This is a genomic window from Amycolatopsis sp. NPDC004747, assembly GCF_053601335.1.
The window spans coordinates 1-17,470 of record NZ_JBSGBQ010000017.1; the positions used below are offsets into that span (position 1 = coordinate 1).

Here is a 17,470-nt window from a genome sequence, read left to right on the forward strand (position 1 = left end):
AATACGATCCGACAGCCGGACATCTGCCACCGGCGAGCCACCCGAACTTTTCTTCTGACCCACCCGAGGCATGCGCACATCGTAGAACGAAATCCCCTCAGACAACGGATACGCGCAGCGCGTGTCACAGCCCAGCCCCGCCTGGACACCCCTAACTTAGCGGTATTGGCCGGACGGGCAGGCTCTGGGATGGCCTTGTTGTCTCGGGTTTTGCGGGGGGTCGCTGGGTGGTCATCCCGTCGCCTGACTGAGGCCTATCACTTTGAGCCAGGCCCGCAAGGTTGCGTTGTTGGGTCGCCTTGGGCTTGGGGTTGCGGGCCTGGCTCAAAGTGATTTGACGGCCTCAGGCGACGGGATGACCACCCAGCTCTTTGGGGTGGCCGGGCGGGCGGCCTTCCCGGGCCGGCCGGTGGGCCGGGCCGCCTGGGGGCGGCCGGCACCCCCGGCCCGCCTCCAAGAGCCCGCCGTTCCTGGGGTCGCCGCTGCCGTCCCCTGGCCCCGGCCCGCCCGGTCCCCGGCCTGGGGCCCCCGGTCCCCGGCCTCCGGTCCCCGGCCTGCGGGCCCGGCCGATGGCCCGGCCCCCGGCCCCCGGTCCCCGGCCCGCGGTCCTGGCCGGTGGCCCGGGCGCCCCCGCCCGCCGGCCCGCCTCCAAGAGTCCGCCGTTCCTGGGGTCGCCGCTGCCGTCCCCTGGCCCCGGCGGTCTTGCCCGGCCCCCGGCCCGCCGGCCTGCCTCCAAGAGTCCGCCGTTCCTGGGGTCGCCGCTGCCGCCCCCTGGCCCCGGCCGTCCCGTCCGGGCCCCGGCCTGCCGGCCTGCGGCCCGGCCGCCCCCGGCCGTCCCGCCCAGGCTCCCGGCCGCCGGCCTGCGGCCCCGGCCCGGCGGCCCCGGCCACCGGGCCCGGGGCGGCGACCCACCATCAAGCCCAAGAAAACCGCCAATGCCTCGACTGGACCAATCCCGATGCGTACTCCCGCAGGTTCCCCGGCTGGCCTGCGAACGTCGGCAAACTGAACGCCCGGTGCTCCGCCGCCACCGTCAGGGCTCGTGCCTGGTTCCTCGGTGGTGCCGCCACCGACAGCTCGATCGTGTCGAAGCCCAGGACCACCAACGTTGCCCCGAACCTGTCCTCCCAGCTGCGCAGCACCGCCGACAGCTCGGCCACCTGGTCCGTGCACTTGATCATCCCCGTCCAGCCCAGCAAGGCCGGGATGTCGGCCGGGCGCTCGGTCTGGACCAGACCCAGCCTGTGCGGCGCGCGGGTGGCCAGGATCGAACCCGTGTTGCCCGCCTCCGCCAGTGGGTCGGACCGGCGCGGGCTGCGCTTGGCCAGCCCCGGGAACCGGGCGCCGAACGGCCTCAGGCAGGCGCCGTCGCAGCAGGAGGTGTCCCACCAGCGGGACAAGGCTCCCGCCGGGTCGGCCGACGCCACTCGGTGGCCGGCCGGGGACAGCCTTCCCCGGTCGTCGATCCAGTCCTCGCCATTCGCCGCGAAGCGCTGGTCGTGGGGGATCAGCACCGGCCACAGCCCGGACCGCTCGAACTCGGCCACGCAGCCCAGGTAGCGCTCGGGTCGGGTCAGTGGCAGGTCGGACACCCACAGCCGGCCGTGCCACGACCCCGGTGGCAGGGTCTGGACCGGCGGTGCGGGCGTACCGGGGCGGAGCGGTGCGATCGTCATGGACGTCCCCTCGAACTTGTGTTCGGCTGCTGCATGTCGAACAGTAGTTCGAGGGTCCGACAATTTCCAGCGACTTGCCCGCTCATCCGTTCGAGTGAATCAGCGTTTTAGCAGGTCAGCGGCCTGTCCGGGACTCCTGTGGTGGAAGTTGCTCCTGTGACGATTCGCTAGGCCGAACGAGTCGGGCTCAGAGCGGCCGGAGCAGGTCGTCCGCGTCCACGATGTGGTACGCGTATCCCTGCTCCGCGAGGAACCGCTGCCGGTGTGCCGCGTACTCCGTGTCCACCGTGTCGCGCGAGACGATCGAGTAGAAGTGCGCCTGGCGTCCGTCGCCCTTGGGACGCAGCAGCCTGCCGAGGCGCTGGGCCTCCTCCTGGCGCGAACCGAACGTGCCCGAGATCTGGATCGCCACCGACGCTTCCGGCAGGTCGATCGAGAAGTTGGCCACCTTCGACACCACGAGCGTCCGGATCTCGCCGCGCCGGAACTTGTCGAACAGCTCCTCGCGCTCCTTGTTGCGCGTCGCGCCCTGGATCACCGGGGCGTCGAGCTCGTCGCCGAGCATCTCCAGCTGGTCGAGGTACGCGCCGATCACCAACGTCGGCTCGCCCGCGTGCTTGGCCACGATCGACTTGATCACCGGCGTCTTCGTCAACGCCGTCGCCGCCAGCTTGTACCGCTCGTCGGCCTCGGCTGTGGCGTACTCCAGACGCTCGGCGTCGGTCAGCGTCACGCGGACCTCCGTGCACTCCGCCGGGGCGATCCAGCCCTGCGCCTCGATGTCGCGCCACGGCACGTCGTAGCGCTTCGGGCCGATCAGCGAGAAGACGTCGCCCTCGCGGCCGTCCTCGCGCACCAGGGTCGCGGTCAGGCCCAGGCGCCGCCGGGACTGCAGGTCCGCCGTCATCCGGAAGACCGGTGCCGGCAGCAGGTGGACCTCGTCGTAGACGACCAGGCCCCAGTCGCGGGAGTCGAACAGCTCCAGGTGCTTGTATTCGCCCTTGGTCTTGCGGGTGATCACCTGGTAGGTCGCGATGGTGACCGGCCGGATCTCCTTCTTCTCGCCGGAGTACTCGCCGATCTCCTCCTCGGTCAGCGACGTCCGCGCGATCAGCTCGCGCTTCCACTGCCGCCCGGCCACCGTGTTCGTCACCAGGATCAGGGTGGTGGCCGCCGCCTTGGCCATCGCCGCCGCGCCGACCATCGTCTTGCCCGCCCCGCAGGGCAGCACGACGACGCCGGAGCCGCCCGCCCAGAACGCCTCCGCGGCCTGGCGCTGGTAGTCGCGCAGCTGCCAGTCGGTCTCGTCCAAGGCGATCGGGTGCGCTTCGCCGTCGACGTACCCGGCGAGGTCCTCGGCCGGCCAGCCGACCTTCAGCAGCGCCTGCTTCAGCCGCCCGCGCTCGGACGGGTGCACGAGGACCGTGTCCTCGTCGATCCGGGCGCCGAGCATCGGGCTGATCTTCTTGTTGCGGACGACCTCGGTCAGCACCGCGCGGTCGGTGGTCGACATCACCAGCCCGTGCGCCGGGTGGTTGGCGATCTGCAGCCGCCCGAACCGGCCCATCACGTCGACCACGTCGATCAGCAGCGGCTGCGGCACCGGGAAGCGCGAGTACGTCGTCAGCGCGTCGACGACCTGCTCGGCGTCGTGGCCGGCGGCGCGCGCGTTCCACAAGGCCAGGGGCGTGATCCGGTAGGTGTGCACGTGCTCGGGCGCTCGTTCGAGCTCGGCGAACGGCGCGATCGCGACGCGTGCGTCATCGGCCTGGGGGTGGTCGACCTCCAGGAGCACGGTCTTGTCGGACTGGACGATCAGGGGGCCATCAGTCACAACTACTGTTATACGTGCCTCGCTCCGGTCCGCTCCGCTCGCGGGCCCGCCGGTGGGACGAGGTGCCGAGGGGATCACTGGAGGGCACGTTGACCACACCGCCGTTCGACGACAACCCGTTCCGGTCGCCGGGCTACGCGCAGCCCGCGCCGATGCCGCCGGTGCCCGGTCAGCAGCCGATTCCGCACTGGTTCACCACGAAGGTGCGGATCACGCTGGTCGCGTGCGTCGTCGCCGCGCTGGGCCTGGGCGCGTTGGGCGCGATGGGCGTCTACTGGCTCGGCCGCAGCGGGCCGCCGTCCGACGGCGACTGCCTGTACCTGACCCGCGAGGGGGCGGGCAAGCTCGCCTACCACCGCGTCGGCTGCAGCGCGGACAACGCGACGTACAAGGTCGAGAACGCCTACCGCGGGGCCATCGCGTGCGGCTCCGGCGACTACGTGCGGTTCCGGCTCGGCTCCGGCTCGGGCCAGACCCTCTGCCTGGCCCTGAACGTCAAGGCCGGCGACTGCCTGCGTGACGTCGACGACGAGAGCACGATCGGCAAGGTCCTCTGCACCGACCCGGCGGCGCAGGAGCGGGTCGAGGTCCTCTCCGGCTACGGCCGCGACGACAAGTGCGAAGGCGCCGACATGGTGTTCACCTACGCCGGCCCACCGGCCCGCACGGTGTGCCTGATCAAGACCGGCGAGAACATCTAGCCCTCAGTAACCGGTCTTGTCGGGGAGCAGGCCCTGGACGTCGAGGCGGTTCGCCAGCAGGCCCGAGTTGTGCATCAGGTCGGCCACGCGCTGCAGCCGGATGCCGTTGAGCGATGCCGGGTACGAGCCGAGCGAGATCAGCGCGGCCGTCGTCGCGTCGATGTCGGAGAACTTCGGCAGCGCGTCACGCACGATCGCCGGGTCCGTCGCGCTCTGCTGGGCCGCGCCCAGCGCGGTGCGGAACGCGCGGAGGGTGCGCGGGCTGGCCTGCGCGAACGGTTTCGCCGCCGCGTAGCCGGAGAGCGGGAAGTCGAGCGTCGAGCCGCGGGCGCCGTCGGCCAGGATGTGCGCGCCGAGGTCCTTCTCGGCGCGGGTGATGTAGGGCTCGATCATCAGGGCGGCGTCGGCGTCGCCCGCCTGCAGCGCCTGCGGCATCCGGTCGAACGGAACCGGCTTGAACTTGATCTTCGCCTGGTCGACGCCCGCGGTGACCAGCACCGAACGCGCGACGAGCGCGCCGACGTCGTCGAGCATGTTCACCGCGATCTCCGGCGACTTCTTGCCCGTCGGCACGGTGTAGTCCGAGTCCGGCAGTGTGACCAGCGCCATCGTGTCGGGACCGGACGTGTAGGCCTCGCCCTGCAGCTGCAACGCCGTCCCGCCGGCCGCGGCGCGGAACATCGCGATGTCGGAGGCGAAGGTGACGTCGAGGTCGCCCGCGGCCAGCTTCGCCAGCCCGTCTTCGGCACCGAGCTCGACGAGCTGCACGTCCAGCCCGGCGGACCGGAACTTCCCGGCCGCGACGGCGATCCGCAGCGGGGCCGTGTCGATGGCGTTGCCCACACCGACGCGCAGGGTGGTCCGCTCCAGCGGCAGCGGGGGCGCGGGGGTGCCGGAGGAGAACACACTGCAGCCCGCGGTCGCCAGGAGCGCCGCTACCAGCGGAATCAGCCGTCCGCGTCTGTTCATGAACCTTCACCTACCGCGAGAATCTGGTTCTCGTGCTGGATCGTATGGTCCGCGCCCCATACGATCGCGGGCAGGGCCGTATCGTGCCGGCGCGGCTTTCGGATCTTCATAGGGCGGGCTACCGTTCAGTAGGTTCGAGGTGTCGTTCGATCCGCGGGTTCCCGCCCGCGGCGGAAAAGGAAACCAGGTGACCCGTCGCGACAAGCGTCCCCGCAAGGGCGGCGACGCGGCGGATCCGCGTCCGGCGGGTGGCCGCTGGCGGCTGCGGAACTGGCGTCTGGGAACGAAGCTCTTCGCGGTCCTCCTCATCCCGGCGCTCGCCGTGATCGCGCTCGTCGGCCTGCGGATCAGTTCCGACCTCCGCGACGCCCGGCAGCTGGCCGAGTTCGCCACCCGCGGCCGCGTCGACAACACCGTCGCCGAAGCCTTGCACGAGCTGCAACGCGAGCGCGACCTCACCGTGCGGTTCGTCGCCCAGAACCGCCAGGGCGACACCGCCGAGCTCACCGCCCAGCGCAACCGCGTCGACCGGGCCATCGGCGGGTTCGAGCGGACGCTCGCCGAAAGCAGGCCGCGGCTCGACGCGAAGGCCGCGGACAGCCTGCAGCAGACCGACGACCGGCTGCGCGTGCTCGGTGGCCTGCGGTTTTCCGCGGAGCACTCGGCGTTCCCCGCCGACGCCGTGCTGCGCTCCTACAGCGAGCTGATCTCCGGCCTGCTCGACATCAGCGACTCCGCCGCCGCCGACGTCTCCGACCCGGAGCTCGCCCGGATGCGGCTGGCGGGCAACGCACTCGCCCGGATCAAGGACCAGATGTCGGTCAAGCGGGCGGTGATGGCCGAGGCGCTCGCGGCGGGCACGCTCAACCGCGACCGCACGCGCGCGCTGCTCGGCGCGGAAGCCGAACTCGAAGCCGCGCGTAGCGATTACCGCACCTTCGCCACCCCTGAACAGCAACGGATGTACGACGACACGGTGATCGGCCTGGTCGTCGACATCGGCAACGACATGGTCGAATCCGCGCTCACCCGCACCGAAAACGGCCAGAACCTCTCGGGCCTCGACCCGAACCAGTGGGACACCTCGGCGACGCACACGGTGAACCTCGCCCACCGGGTGCAGCAGGCGCTGCTGGTCCAGTTGCAGGAACGCACGGACACCCTCGCGGCCCAAGCCAGGACGGCCGCGCTGTGGGACGGCGGCGTGGTCCTCGGCGTCCTGCTCGTCGCCGGCGTGCTGTCGGTGGTCATCGCGCGATCCCTGTTGCGCCCCTTGCGGATCCTGCGCCGGACGGCGCTGGAAGTGGCCGAGCACCGGCTGCCCGCGGCCGTGCAGAACCTGCTCACCGACCCCGAGCCCGCGCCCGAGAACCTGCGGAAACGGCTCGCCGTCGCGCCCGTGCCGGTGTTCACCCGCGAAGAGCTCGGCCAGGTCGCGCGCGCCTTCGACGCCGTGCACGGCGAGGCCGTCCGGCTCGCCGGCGAACAGGCCATGCTGCGCGAGAACGTCAACGCGATGTTCGTCAACCTCTCGCAGCGCAGCCAGGACCTCGTCGAGCGGCAGCTGTCGGTGCTCGACCGGATGGAGGCCGACGAGCAGGACCCGGACACCCTCGCCGGGCTGTTCGAACTCGACCACCTCGCGACGCGGATGCGGCGCAACAGCGAAAACCTGCTGGTGCTCTCCGGCCACGACTCGGCGCGGGAGGACGCCGGGTCCGTGCCCGCCGACGAGATCATCGGCGCCGCGCTCTCGGAGGTCGAGCACTACCAGCGGATCGAGCTGGGCCCGGCCCCGCAGGTCGCGGTCCGCGGCGAGGCCGTCAACGACCTCGTGCACGTCGTTTCCGAGCTGCTGGAGAACGCGACGCGCTACTCCGGCGACGAGATGGTCACCGTGGCGAGCGCCGAAACCCACGACGGCGACTGGCAGATCGAAATCATCGACCACGGCGCCGGCATGCCGCAGGCGGAGATCGACCGCACCAACTCCCGCCTCGCGCACCCGCCGGACGTCGACGTCGAGGTGTCGCGCCGGATGGGCCTGTTCGTCGTCGCCACGCTGGCCACGCGCCACCGCATCGACGTCAGCCTGAGCCCCGGCGCGGACTCCGGGCTGGTGGCGACCGTGCTGGTGCCCGCGGCCCTGATCGTCGAGCTGCCGCCGATGCCGGCACCGCCCCCGCCCGCCGAGCCGTCCGCCGCCCCGGAACCGGAGCTGCTGGCGCCGCTCGCCCCGCTGACGCCGGAGCCGGAACCCGAGCCGGAGCCGGAGGAGCTGACGCCGCCGTCGATCGAGGCAGGCCCGCCGCGCCGGGCCCCGGTGATCGCCCGCGACCAAGCGCCGGAATGGCCGACCGCCGACGACGAAGCCCACCTGGACCTCGACGCCCCGACCGAGCGGATGCCCGCCTACCGTGACGTCCTGTCCCGCTGGTTCGACGCCTCCGCCGCGCCCGAGCCGCCGCGGAAGCCCGCCGAACCGCTGCCGGTCGCCGAGGAGCCGCGGCCGGTCGATCCCCAGCCGCGGCACGCGCTTTCCGCGCCGGCGCCGGTCCGCGAACCCGAGCCGCCACCGCCGCCGCCACCACCCCCACCACCGCCGCCGGTGGCCGTCGCGCCCGAGCCCGGGCCGGACGACGAGGACACCGAACCGCGGCTGACGCCCGTCGCGCCGCCCGCCCCGGTCGAGCCTTCGTACGAATGGCCCACCCCGGCCGAACTGGAGCAGGAGGACGGCGCCGAGGACACCTGGCCGTTCCTGCAGACCGTCGATTCCGCGGCGAGCCCGGGAGCGGTGCCGGAGCAGCGGCCGATACTCTCTCTTTCCCCGGAAGCGGTGCGCGAGCGGATGACGAGCCTTCAAGGCGGCTTCCGGCGAGGGCGGCATGCGAGGGGGGACGACACCCGGAACCAGTGAAACGGATTGAGGCATGAGCTCGAAGACGCCCCTGCTGGAAGTGATCGCGCTGGACGCGGCGGACGCCGAAAGCGCGCAGGCGGGCGGGGCCGACCGCCTCGAACTGGTTGCGGACATGGCGCAGGACGGCCTGACGCCGTCGGTCGAAACGCTGCGTGCGGTGCTTTCGGCGACCGACCTCCCGGTGCGGGTCATGCTGCGGGACAACGGTTCCTTCGCCGTCGGCGACCTCGAAGGCCTGCGCGCGGACACCGCCCGGCTGATCGACGCGGGCGCGCGGGAGTTCGTCTTCGGCTTCCTCAACGTCGACAGCGAGATCGACCTCGACGCCTGCGAGGCGCTGATCAAGGAGGTCGACGGTCTGCCGTGGACGTTCCACCGCGCCATCGACCGCACGCGCGATCCGCTGCGCGCGTACGACCAGCTGGCCGAGCTCGGCTGTGACACCGTGCTCGCCGCCGGTCACCCGAACGGCGTGGCCAGCGGCCTTTCGGTGCTGCAGCGGCTCGCGCAGCGCGACGGCGGCCCCGCGCTGCTCGTCGGCGGCGGGCTGCGCGCGCAGCAGGTTCACCTCCTGCGCGCGGGTGGCGTGCGCGGGTTCCACGTCGGCAGCGCGGTGCGGCCCGGTGGCTGGCAGGCGCCGGTCGACGCCGGTGCGGTGCGCACCTGGGTCGACCTCGTCAAATCCTGACCGGCTACGCCGTTCTCGCGCAGAATCGGCGGAGTAGAACGATTTCCGCCGTTGTTTTGACGTGCCTGCCGCATTCGTGAACCGGCGCGTGAAATTGCATCCGCCGTGTGCAGTGTCGCGGGCTGGGTTGCGCGTGCGGCTGCACGAGCATTTCCAGCTTTGACCTGGTTGGTGGCTGATTTTCCGCTGATCGGCTGGCTACGGTGGTCCCGCATTTCGCGATCCGGCCGATCTTCAAGGAATCGATCTGCAGTGCGGGAGGCGGCGCCGTGTGCGCGCGTATTCAGTTCGAGAACTCGTTGCGAGGACAGCAGGAAACCAGGACGGCGGCCATCAGGTGGATTTCCGTCACCTGGGGCCGGTGGATTCCCCGTGGCTGCCGTACGGGTGCGGCCGCAGCGAGCCGAAAGGCCGAATCGTGACCGGCACGATACCGCGCCAACGCGGAACCGAAACCTCCGAGGACGAATTCGCGAAACTGGGGCTCGGCGGTTCCCTCGCCCTGACCGGGCTGCTGGCCGTCGTCAAGATCGCGGAAACCGCCACCGGCGTGGTGCTGACCGCCACCGGGGTGCTGCCCGGTGCCAGTCCCTCGAAGGAGCGGGCTCCGGCCTGGCCCGGCGGGGAATGAGCGGAGCTGCCCGATCGGCAGCTCTCTACGGACGGAGGGCTGCCATGACCGGCAGTGACGGGCGGGACGAACGGAGCGGTACGCGCGTGGGCCTCGCCGATGTGCGGCAGCTCGAGGACAGCGTCGCCGAACTCAGGGCGCTGGACTACCGGTACGGCGGCGGCTCGTGCCGGGCGGCCGTGGAGTCGAGGCTGCCCGCCGCCGTGGCGCTGCTGGACGGCGCGACGAAAACCGTCGTACTGGCGCGGCTGTACACCGCGGTGGCCGACCTCTACAACCTGGCGGGCTGGACGAACTTCGACCAGGACCGCCCGGCCGCCGCGCTGGTGGCGTTCGCGCGAGCTCTGGAGCTGGCCGTCGAAGCCGGCAATGACGACCTCCAAGCCAACATCCGCTACCGCGTCGGCCGGCTGCACCTGCACTACGGCGCGGTCGACGCGGCGCTGCTGGAGTTCGCGCAGGGCCGCGAGGCGGCGGTTGCGGCGCACTCCAAGCTCGCCCAGGCGATCCTGTCGGCCAACCAGGCGTGGGCGCACGCGATGAAGGCCGACGTCACCGGCGCGCTGACCCACCTGCGCCGCGCCCGGCAGGAGTTCGCCGAGGCCGAGGGGCGCGAACCGTCGCCGTGGGCGGCGTTCTTCGGCGCCACCGACATGGCGGCGATGGTCGGGACGGTGCACGGCGAACTGGCGCAGGTGGTCGACGTCCGCCACGGCCGCGACGGCATTCCCGCCCTCGTCGAAGCGATCGGCGGCTACCCGCGTGGCATGACGCGCAGCCGCTCGCTGACGTTGATCTGGCTGGCCACCGTGCACGCGCTGGACGGTGATCTCGACGTCGCCGCCACCGTGGGCGAGGAGGCGGTCGAGCTGGCCGGCGCGCTGCGGTCGCCGCGGGTGCGCCAGCGGTTGCACACGCTGTCGGCGGCCGCCCGCCGGTTCTCCGGCAGCGCGGACGCGCGGGCGCTCGTCGAACGCGTCGAAACGGTCGGGCATTCCGGACAATAATCGGTTTGCCATGGAAAGGTAAACCCGCCGGAAAATGAAAATGGGATCCGTCGAAGCCCAGACAAAAGTAGGTTCCTCGGCGCGATCAAGGGTTCTTATGCTTCTCGGCAACCTGCGGCGGACATTCCGCGCAGGCCCGGTCCCCACCGCCGAGAGGAAATTCCCCCATGCGCTTGCGCAAGCTCGTCGCGGCCGCCGTGCCGCTGCCGGCACTGCTCGGCCTCGCCGTGGCCGTCCCGGCCGCCGCGGCGTCGGAACCGCTGCTCACGCTGGCCGACAACGCCGCGCCGCTGGTCAACAGCGCCCGCACCGGCGACGTCGCGGCCGACCGGCCGATCACCGCCGCGCTCTCGCTGAAACTGCACAACCAGCAGGCGCTCGAAAAGTTCCTCGCCGACGTGCAGAATCCGGCGTCGGCGCAATATCACCGGTTTCTGACCCCGGCGCAGTTCAATGCCAGGTTCGGTCCGACCCAGGCCGACGTCGACAAGGCCGTCTCATTTCTTGGGAAAGCCGGGTTGCGCGGGATCGAGGTTTCCGGCAACCGGCAGGCCATCACGTTCACCGGCTCGGCGGCGCAGCTCGAGTCGGCGTTCCGGACCCGCATCGGGACCTACCACGACCAGGCGTCCGGGCGGGACTTCTTCGCCAACGACGCGGTTCCGGCCGTGCCGGCGAGCGTCTCGGACGTCGTGGGTGGGGTCGTCGGTCTCGACGACCACGCGGTCCGGACGCATTCGGCGAAGCCGCTCGCCCAGCCCAACGTCGTCAAGTCCGTCACCCCGCCGGTGCTCAAGACCGCCTACGGCACAAGTGGCCTGTCGGCGACGGGCAGTGGCGTGAACGTCGGCTTCGTCGAGTTCGACGGCTACCAGAAGGCCAACATCACCAAGTACGACAGCGCGTACGGCCTGTCCGCGGGCTCGGTGACGACGGTGCCGGTCAGCGGCGCGAACTACGATTCTTCGCCGGGCGACGGCCAGATCGAGGTCGAACTCGACATCGAGGTCGTGCACGCGCTCGCCGCGGCGGCCAACGACTACGTCTACGAGGCACCGAACTCGAGCGCCGGCGAACTGGCGATGTACCAGAAGATCGCCTCGGACGCGAAGGTCGACGTCGTCTCGATCTCCTGGGGCGCCTGCGAATCGGCCGAGGGTTCGAGCGCGGCGAAGAGCGTCAGCAGCGCGATCGCGACCGGAACGGCGGAGGGCATCTCGTACTTCGCGGCGGCGGGCGACGACGGCACGACCGACTGCTACCGCCAGACGGGTTCGACGGCCCGCGGCGTGGACTTCCCGGCGTCGAGCCCGAACGTGTCGGGCGTGGGAGGGACGAAGCTGAGCGTGACGTCGTCCAACGGCTACAGCAGCGAAGTGGTCTGGAACGACGGCAACAGCGGCGGCTCGACCGGCGGCGGCATCTCGACGGTGTTCACGGCCCCGTCGTGGCAGTCCTCGCAGAGCACGACATACCGCAAGGTCCCGGACGTGGCGGCGGACGCCTCCCCGACGTCGGGCTACTACATCTACAGCGCGGGAACGTGGGAGACGGTCGGCGGCACCTCGGGCGCGACGCCGCTCTGGGCGGCCTTCGCGGCACTGCAGAACCAGGTGCACGGGGGAGCGCTCGGCAACCTGAACCCGAAGTTCTACTCGATCGGCAACGGGTCCTCGTACGGCACGGGTTTCCACGACGTGACGTCGGGCAACAACACCCTGCACGGCACGACCGGGTTCAGCGCCGGGACGGGATATGACCAGGTCACGGGCTGGGGTTCGTTCAAGGCGGCGGGTTTGAGCGGCCTGATCGGGTAAGCCCGAGGTGGCGGGGCTGTCGCGGGTTCGCGACAGCCCCGTCGCCCGTTTTTGTCGGTGCCCGATGACACAATGTGTGCATGGCAACACTGATAGCGACACCGAGGTCCCGGGCGCTGGGATTCGGGCTACGGACGGCGAGGGAGGCGCGGAAGCTGGGCGTGCGCGAACTCGCGCGGATGGCGAAGGTAGCGGCGCAGAGTCTCTCGCATTGGGAGAGCGGAACCCGCGTGCCCAAGACCGAGCAGGTGGCGCTGCTGCTCGGGGCGCTGCGGGTGGATCCGGTGGAGCGCAAGCGGTTGCTGGAGTTGGCGAGCAATGCTCGCGAGCCCAACTGGCTCGAGCACAGCATTCCGGGGATCTCACCGCGGCTCTCGGCCTTCATCGAATACGAGCGCACCGCTTCGGCGATCTTCGCCTGGGAACCGCTGCTGATTCCCGGGCTGCTGCAGACCCCGGACTATGTGCGGACGATCCTGGCGGCCGCCGGGCGGTCGCGGGCGGAGGAGGAGTTGCGGATCAAAGTGCGCCTGATGCGGCAGGAGGTGCTGGATGGCTGGAATTCGTCGCCCTACACCGCCCTCCTCGCCGAGACCGCGCTGAGGCAGCGGCGCGGTGGCGCCGAGATCATGGTTCCGCAGCTCAGGCACCTCGCCGAGATGGCGCAGCGGCGGAACGTGAGTGTGCGGGTCCTGCCGGACAACGAGGATTTCCACCCGGGGCTCAACGGTTCTTTCGTCATCTTCGACTACGCCGATCTGCCCCCGATCGTCTTCTTGGAGCAGTACCGCGGCAGTGCCTACCTCTACGATGAGCAGCAGGTGGCCGATTACCGGGCGGCCCAGCGGGCGATGGCGGCACTGGCCCTGAGCGAGCAGGAATCCTGCGTGCTCATCCGGGGGGTGATCGCCGACTTGGAGGCATGATGTGGCGTAAGTCCAGTTACAGCGGCACCGAAGAGAACTGCGTCGAGGTGAAGCTCGGGCCGGTGTCACAGATCCGCGACACCAAGGACCGCTCCGGCGGCACCCTGACCGTCGGTTCGGCCGCTTGGGGGGCTTTCCTTCGCAAGGCTAAGCGTTAACCTGGTCCGCATGATCAAGCGCACGGTGCTGGACGCCACCCGTGAACTCCTCCGCGAACTCGGCCTCACCACGGTGTTCGGCAACCCCGGCACCACCGAGGTGCCGTTCCTCACCGACTGGCCCGACGACTTCGACTACGTCCTGGGCCTGCAGGAGTCCGCCGTCGTCGCGATGGCCGATGCCTACGCCCAGGCCACCCGGCAGGCCGTCCTCGTCAACCTGCACTCCGCCGGCGGCGTCGGGCACGGGCTCGGCAGCCTCTTCAACGCCTACCGCAACCGGACGCCGTTGATCGTCGTCGCCGGGCAGCAGGTGCGGTCGCTCATCCCGCACGAACCCTTCCTCGGGGCCCTCGAAGCGCCCGAGTTCCCGAAGCCGTACGTGAAGTGGTCGATCGAACCCGCCTCGGCCGAAGACGTGCCCGCCGCGCTCGCGCGGGCTTACCACGTCGCCACGCAGGCCCCGTCCGGTCCCGTTTTCGTGTCCGTGCCCGCCGACGACTGGTCCGTCACCACCGAACGGCCGATCGTCTCGCGTCCCCGGATCCGCGGCTACGCGCCCGATCCCGAGGCCGTCGACGAGCTCAACGCCGCCTTGGAAGCCGCCGAACGGCCGGCGATCGTCGTCGGGGGCGCCGTCGACCAGGACGGGGCCGTCATCGAGACCGTCGCGCTCGCCGAACGGCTCAACGCCGCCGTGTGGGTCGCTCCGATGTCCTTCCGCTGCTCGTTCCCCGAGGACCACCCGCTGTTCCAAGGGTTCCTCGACCCCGAACGCGGCGCCGTCGCCGATGCGCTCGCGCCGTACGACCTCGTCGTCGTGCTCGGGGCGCCCGCCTTCACCTACCACGTCGAGCGCGGCCGGGGAGAAGCCTCTCTACCCCCTCTGTTCATCGTCAGTGACGACGAGCAGGTCCTCGCACGCGCCTTCGAGGGCACCGGTATCCGCGCCACGCCGAAGCTGGGCATCCGCGCGCTGCTGAACGTCGTCGAGCGCAGCACGCGGCCCGCGCCGGCCCCGCGGCAGCGGCCCGCGAAGCCGGCCGGCGACGCGCTGACCGGCGAGCTCGTCTACTCGACGCTCGCGGACCTGTTGCCGGACAACGCCCTCGTCGTCGAGGAGGCGCCCAGCCACCGCGGGATCCTGCACGACCACCTGCCGATCACGGCCACCGACACCGGCTTCCTGACGATGGCCAGCGGCACGCTCGGCTACGGCGTCCCCGGTGTGGTCGGCGCGGCGCTCGCCCGCCCGGACCGCAAGGTCGTCGGCGTGATCGGCGACGGCTCGAGCATGTACGGCATCCAGGCCCTTTGGACGGCGGCCCGCGAAGAACTGCCGGTGACGTTCGTGATCCTGGACAACTCCGAGTACGCGGCGGTCCGCATCCTCGGCGACGCGATCGGCGGCGCGAAGCTGCCGGGCACCGAACTGGGCGGCATCGGCTTCGCGGCGCTGGCGGAAAGCATGGGCTGCCACGGCGTGACGATCACCGAGCCGGCGCAGCTGGCCTCCGGCCTCACCGAGGCGCTGGCCGACCCGCGGCCGACGCTGGTCCACGTCAAGGTGGCCTCGTCGTCCAAGTCGCTGTACTGAACCCGGCCGGTGGTCCACAGTGGACATCCACTGTGGACCACCGACGGGTCAGCTGTGCGTCTTGGTCTCGGTGACTCCCGGGGCCACGTCCGACGCCCGCTCGGCCAGCTCCCACTCGGCGGCGTCCGACGCGGCCGTGGCGGCCTCCGCCGGCGTACCGCCGTGCAGCAGCCGCGCCACTTCGCCGCGCAGGGTCACGAACTCCACCGACTCGCGCGTGGTGATCTGGTCGCGCTCGGCGGGCAGGCCCACCGGCAGGTCCGCCACGATCGACGCCGGTGACTTCGACAGCACCAGCACGCGGTCGGACAGGTACACGCTCTCGTCGATGTCGTGGGTGACGACCAGGATCGTGCTGCCCTGCTCGCGCTGCACCCGCCGGGTCAGGTCCTCCAGCTCGAAGCGCGTCTGGGCGTCGACCGAGGCGAACGGCTCGTCCATCAGCAGCAGCGCCGGGCGGCTGGCCAGCGCGCGGGCGATCGACACCCGCTGCTGCATGCCGCCGGACAGCTGCCAGGGGTACTTCCCGCCGACGCCGGACAGGCCGACCTGCTCGAGCGCCTCGGCCGCACGCTTGCGGCGTTCGGCTTTCGAGATCGGCCGCCACCGCAGCGGGAACTCGACGTTCTTCTGCACCGACAGCCAGGGGAACAGCGAGCGGCTGTAGTCCTGGAAGACGACGGCGAGGTCGTCCGGCACCCCGGAGACGCGGTCGCCGTGCAGGCTGACCGTGCCGTCGGTCGGCGGGGTCAGTCCGGCGATGCAGCGCAGCAGCGTCGACTTCCCGCAGCCCGACGGGCCGACGATGCTGGCCAGCTGGCCGGCTTCGACGGTGAACGAAAGGTTGTCGACCGCCGTGTGCGCCTTCGCACCGGCACCGTAGGTGTGGCTGAGGCCGGACACTTCGAGCATGGTGGACATGGGGAGAGGCCTTTCGAAGCGTCAGTCGCGGCCGAGGCGGGCCGGCTGCCAGGCCAGCACCCGCCGCTCGGCGGCCAGGAAGATCGTGTTGAAGACGTAGCCGAGGATGCCCAGCAGCACCAGCCACGACCACATGGTGGGGAACTCGAAGTCCTGCTGGGCGTTCATCAGCGAGCGGCCGATGCCGCGGTAGGCCCCGACGAGCTCGGAGATCACCATCAGCAGCAGCGAAATCGACAGGCTCAGCCGCAGCCCGGCGAAGATCTTCGGCGCCGCCGCGGGCAGCACCACCATGCCGAGCCAGTACCCGCGGGGGGTGCGGAACGACCGGGCCGTCTCCACCTTCACCTGGTCGACCGAGCGGACGCCGTCGATGGTGTTGAGCAGCACCGGCCACACCGCGCCGAAGATGATCGACGCGATCTGCATGCCCGAGCTCAACCCGAACAGCACCGAGAACACCGGGATCAGCGTGGGCGGCGGGATCGAGCGGAAGAACGCGAACAACGGGCCGACGTAGTCCAGCGCACGGGCGGACCGGCCGACGAACACGCCGAGCAGGATCCCGGCGATCGCGGCCAGCGCCCAGCCGCCGAGCATCCGGCCGAGGCTGGGGAACACGTTGTCGAACACCGTGTCGGTGAGGAACAGGTGAGTCGCCGGCCCGGTGAACCACAGCTTGGCGGCGGCGGCCGCGATCTCCGTCGGCGGGGGGAAGAACTTGCTGCCACCGGCCCGGGCGGCGAACTCCCACACGACGACGAGGATCGCGAACAGCAGCCAGTTGCGCAGGACCGCGGCGGCACCGCGCGCGGCGCGCTTGCCCACCCGGCCCGAAAGGGTCGCCGCGGTCACGCGATCGCCTCCCGGTCCACCGTGCTCCACCGGAACAGCCGGTTGCCCAGCCGTTCGAGGCCTTCGTTGATCAGGTACCCCAGTGCCCCGGCCACCACGGTGCTGGCGAAGACCAGGTCGAACCGCGTCGAGCCGGTGCTGACCAGCATGATGTAGCTGCCGAGCCCGACCTCGGAACCGGCCAGGAACTCGGTGCTGACGACGGCGATCAGCGCGATCGTCGCGGACAGCCGGACGCCGGTGAAGACGAACGGCGCCGTCTGCGGCAGCGCGACCGAGGACAGGATGCGGAACCGGCTGGTCCCGCAGGCCCGCGCGGTCTCCATCAGCACCGGGTCGATCTCGCTCATCCCGTAGATGGTGTTGAACATGATCGGCCAGAGCGAGGCGTACACGCCGAGGGTGATCTTCGCCTCGGGCCCGGAGCCGATCACCAGCAGCACGAGCGGGATGAGCGCCGCGACCGGGATCGGCCGGAGGAACTCGACGATCGCCGCGGTCGCCGTGCGCAGTGCCGGGACGCTGCCCAGCAGCAGGCCGGCGGGCACCCCGATGGCGATGGCGATCGCGATGGCGATCAGCCAGGCGAGCATGGTCGCGATGATGCCGCGGACGAAGGCGGCGTCGCCGAACAGTTCGCCCATGGTGACCAGGACGACGCTCGGCGGCGGGATGAACGTCTTGCTGACCAGGCCGACCTGGCAGGCTGCCTCCCAGATCAGGAGGAAGCCGGCCAGGCCGGCCAGGCCACGGAGCAGTTTTGCCAC

Annotated in this window: 15 protein-coding genes; 9 read left to right on the forward strand and 6 right to left on the reverse strand. The window is 71.1% G+C overall.

All coding sequences use genetic code 11. From position 1 onward, the window contains the following. Positions 1–914 precede the first annotated feature (914 nt). Both ACWEGE_RS26270 and ACWEGE_RS26275 read right to left on the reverse strand, forming a co-directional pair. Positions 915–1,676, reverse strand: coding sequence for a DUF4253 domain-containing protein (locus ACWEGE_RS26270; protein ID WP_449663110.1), 762 nt, complete (start codon positions 1,674–1,676; stop codon positions 915–917). Positions 1,677–1,863: 187 nt separating this feature from the next. After that, positions 1,864–3,510: a DNA repair helicase XPB gene (locus ACWEGE_RS26275; RefSeq protein WP_449663111.1), complete on the reverse strand. Its 1,647-nt coding sequence runs from the start codon at positions 3,508–3,510 to the stop codon at positions 1,864–1,866. Between the two features lie 89 nt (positions 3,511–3,599). On the opposite strand from ACWEGE_RS26275, the gene ACWEGE_RS26280 reads away from it, so the two are divergent. Next, positions 3,600–4,211 (forward strand): LppU/SCO3897 family protein, encoded by a 612-nt coding sequence (locus ACWEGE_RS26280; RefSeq protein ID WP_449663112.1) that lies wholly within the window; start codon positions 3,600–3,602, stop codon positions 4,209–4,211. Positions 4,212–4,214: 3 nt separating this feature from the next. Here ACWEGE_RS26280 and ACWEGE_RS26285 read toward each other — a convergent pair whose 3' ends face one another. Beyond that, positions 4,215–5,180 (reverse strand): ABC transporter substrate-binding protein, encoded by a 966-nt coding sequence (locus ACWEGE_RS26285; protein ID WP_449663113.1) that lies wholly within the window; start codon positions 5,178–5,180, stop codon positions 4,215–4,217. Positions 5,181–5,367: 187 nt separating this feature from the next. Here ACWEGE_RS26285 and ACWEGE_RS26290 point away from each other — a divergent pair, with 187 nt between their 5' ends. The 8 genes from ACWEGE_RS26290 (at position 5,368) to mdlC (ending at position 14,927) form a co-directional block, all read left to right on the forward strand. Continuing rightward, on the forward strand, positions 5,368–8,100 hold the full coding sequence (locus ACWEGE_RS26290) for a sensor histidine kinase (RefSeq protein ID WP_449663114.1): 2,733 nt from the start codon (positions 5,368–5,370) through the stop codon (positions 8,098–8,100). A 13-nt stretch (positions 8,101–8,113) separates the two neighbouring features. Further along, entirely contained in the window at positions 8,114–8,791 is a 678-nt protein-coding gene (locus tag ACWEGE_RS26295) for a copper homeostasis protein CutC (protein ID WP_449663115.1), read from the forward strand. A 418-nt stretch (positions 8,792–9,209) separates the two neighbouring features. Continuing rightward, positions 9,210–9,422, forward strand: a complete 213-nt coding sequence (locus ACWEGE_RS26300) for a hypothetical protein (protein WP_003085407.1) — start codon at positions 9,210–9,212, stop codon at positions 9,420–9,422. Positions 9,423–9,466: 44 nt separating this feature from the next. Then, positions 9,467–10,429, forward strand: a complete 963-nt coding sequence (locus ACWEGE_RS26305; RefSeq protein ID WP_449663116.1) for a hypothetical protein — start codon at positions 9,467–9,469, stop codon at positions 10,427–10,429. A gap of 167 nt (positions 10,430–10,596) precedes the next feature. Continuing rightward, positions 10,597–12,246 (forward strand): S53 family peptidase, encoded by a 1,650-nt coding sequence (locus ACWEGE_RS26310; protein WP_449663117.1) that lies wholly within the window; start codon positions 10,597–10,599, stop codon positions 12,244–12,246. Between the two features lie 80 nt (positions 12,247–12,326). Beyond that, entirely contained in the window at positions 12,327–13,172 is an 846-nt protein-coding gene (locus tag ACWEGE_RS26315) for a helix-turn-helix domain-containing protein (protein ID WP_449663118.1), read from the forward strand. After that, the gene (locus tag ACWEGE_RS26320; RefSeq protein WP_199191113.1) at positions 13,172–13,330 is read left to right on the forward strand and encodes a DUF397 domain-containing protein; all 159 of its coding nucleotides are present in this window, start codon (positions 13,172–13,174) and stop codon (positions 13,328–13,330) included. Before ACWEGE_RS26315 ends, ACWEGE_RS26320 begins: the two co-directional genes overlap by 1 nt. A 10-nt stretch (positions 13,331–13,340) precedes the next feature. After that, on the forward strand, positions 13,341–14,927 hold the full coding sequence (gene mdlC, locus ACWEGE_RS26325) for a benzoylformate decarboxylase (protein WP_449663119.1): 1,587 nt from the start codon (positions 13,341–13,343) through the stop codon (positions 14,925–14,927). Between the two features lie 48 nt (positions 14,928–14,975). Here the strand turns inward: mdlC and ACWEGE_RS26330 are convergent, their stop codons facing one another. The 3 genes from ACWEGE_RS26330 to ACWEGE_RS26340 are packed head-to-tail and all read right to left on the reverse strand — an operon-like array spanning position 14,976 to position 17,470. Beyond that, complete coding sequence (locus ACWEGE_RS26330) at positions 14,976–15,848, reverse strand: ABC transporter ATP-binding protein (protein ID WP_449663120.1); 873 nt, start codon at positions 15,846–15,848, stop codon at positions 14,976–14,978. Positions 15,849–15,869: 21 nt separating this feature from the next. Then, entirely contained in the window at positions 15,870–16,703 is an 834-nt protein-coding gene (locus tag ACWEGE_RS26335; protein ID WP_449663121.1) for an ABC transporter permease, read from the reverse strand. Next, positions 16,700–17,470, reverse strand: a complete 771-nt coding sequence (locus tag ACWEGE_RS26340) for an ABC transporter permease (RefSeq protein WP_449663122.1) — start codon at positions 17,468–17,470, stop codon at positions 16,700–16,702. Before ACWEGE_RS26340 ends, ACWEGE_RS26335 begins: the two co-directional genes overlap by 4 nt.